The sequence below is a fragment of the Xenorhabdus hominickii genome, from assembly GCF_002632725.1.
Classification (GTDB): domain Bacteria; phylum Pseudomonadota; class Gammaproteobacteria; order Enterobacterales; family Enterobacteriaceae; genus Xenorhabdus; species Xenorhabdus hominickii.
Window position 1 is genome coordinate 1 of record NZ_NJAI01000032.1, and the last position, 1,916, is coordinate 1,916.

The 1,916-nt window shown below is 33.4% G+C and carries 3 protein-coding genes; 2 read left to right on the plus strand and 1 reads right to left on the minus strand.

Annotated features, from left to right (window positions below):
* The coding region (locus Xhom_RS24740; protein ID WP_145957521.1) for an HAD family hydrolase at window positions 1–411 on the minus strand (411 nt) is incomplete at its 3' end.
* A gap of 279 nt (window positions 412–690) precedes the next feature.
* Between Xhom_RS24740 and Xhom_RS47325 the strand changes: the two genes are divergently transcribed.
* Window positions 691–858, plus strand: a complete 168-nt coding sequence (locus Xhom_RS47325; RefSeq protein WP_157104599.1) for a hypothetical protein — start codon at window positions 691–693, stop codon at window positions 856–858.
* A 303-nt stretch (window positions 859–1,161) separates the two neighbouring features.
* Window positions 1,162–1,860 carry a hypothetical protein gene (locus Xhom_RS24745; protein WP_069315524.1) on the plus strand — a complete coding sequence of 233 codons (699 nt, stop codon included), beginning with the start codon at window positions 1,162–1,164 and terminating at the stop codon, window positions 1,858–1,860.
* The last annotated feature ends 56 nt before the right edge of the window (window positions 1,861–1,916 follow it).

Consider the following 1,916-nt stretch of genomic DNA (forward strand, 5'->3'; position numbering starts at 1 on the left):
TATATCATCTGCTGAAGATATATATTCAAAATAATTATCGATACCACATTGCTCAATTATTTTTAATATTAATAATCGTGGTGAAGCAGAGGCAATACCAATTTTAATGTTTTTTTCTACTAATAGGTTTAAACATTCTACCACACCATCCATAAGTGGGTTTTCTGTAAGGATTAATTCAATTCCTTTTTTGAAAAAATCCTTTTCAATTTTAAATTTATCTAAATCATTTTTATGATAAAGCCGACACACTCTATCGACCATACCAGGTACTGGTATACCTATCATACCAAGCATTTCATCATAGGTGACTGGAACACCATAATGATTTAAAATTTGCATACCTGCTTTTTTCCATAATGGCTCAGAGTCTATTAGCACACCATCCATATCAAAAATTACTGCTTTCATAATCACCTTCTTTGCTTAGTTATACAGTATTCTGCTTATTAAATATATTTAAATATAAGAACTAAAACTACTAATTAGCCCAATCAACTTTTTAAGTTATTTGGATTTTTGTGCCTCTTCCATAATTCTTTTACTGGCTACTGTTATCATCAACTGACAACGCTCATTATTAAAATATTGCTGTAATAATAGCTTTATTTTATTTCTTTGTATCATTTTCATAAGTCAATTACATCGATTAACAAGGCATAACGACTGGTGTGTATATGACTTTTGAAAATGGCATCAATCTCAGCTAACACACTGAGCGATGATATCAACAGGATAATGCAGTCTTTTGAACGTTTATCGAGTCAGGGACATCGTTCTGGATTCGCTCAAAAACAGGAGCGCTTACCTGATGTTCCGCTAATGCGACAGAACCCGATAATTACCATTCTTTATTAATAGAACGGTAAAATACATCAACATTATCCAGTCATTAGCTTACGTATTTGCATAGAGAATCCGATGCAAACTACCTCCGTTTAATAAGTTAACTTATTGGGGTACAAACTAAAAGTTGCTGTATTGAAAAGCTGAGTAAAATCGATCTATTTGGATTGAGTAAAGTATCAAAATGTTATTTAATTAGGATTAAGAATTGTAACCTAAAATTACTATGAAGCTTATAACAATGATCATAGTTGTATAATAATAAAAACTAACATAACCATTGATTCTTTATTAGATAACGTGGAGTATATTTTTATGAAAAAGCCTGTCTATATTGAGTTTTTCAATGGTGCATACTACTTTAAGGATACTTTTCAAGGGGAACAACGATTAAATATTGTTTCTCATGCGGAAGTGGGATATGCGTGGATAGATAATCGCGCAGTGGGTGCGGAAACACTCGTTAATCAGATGTGTCAGGATTTTTTCAAGGATGCTATACAATTGTATAGCTATGTTCATTTGATAATGTGTGACTCGGCAACGGGCGGGGAATCATCTTTGGCTGCTGAAGTATCCATACTGATAAGTAAAGCTGAGCGCGAACGCGGCCTTGTGCGAGAGCACATTATTGTACAAGGCTATATAGGAAAAACACGTATACCTAGTTTCATTGAATACAATGAAACGAAAAAAAAATTTTCTTATAAGCGTGATGGCAATACTAATGTTTTGAAAAGCCTATTAAGCCCGGATTACGTAGGGAATCTCTTTTTTGGGAAGGAGGACAAACCAACTGAAAGAGATAAGCTTTATAACACATTGAATCGTTTTCAAGAAAAAAAATACATACTGTTGATGCAGTTTATTCACATAAATTCCAAGTGGGTGGTTTATCTACCAAGACGTATTCACCTATTAAAGTGTGGTTTCGCAACGGAAAACAAATTGATAAACAACCACTATAACTATAGTGTTATAATCAACTTACCTTCGGAAGTTTTAATCGCGTAGTTATTTAGCTAACGGGGTTTAGTGGCCATTTCATCGCCTTCGACACTTTAGAAATC

What these genes read in the sequence shown, in the direction of transcription:
- Xhom_RS24745 (WP_069315524.1), top strand. Translation starts at nt 1,162, where the DNA reads ATGAAAAAGCCTGTCTATATTGAGTTTTTCAATGGTGCATACTACTTT.
- Xhom_RS47325 (WP_157104599.1), top strand. Translation starts at nt 691, where the DNA reads ATGGCATCAATCTCAGCTAACACACTGAGCGATGATATCAACAGGATA.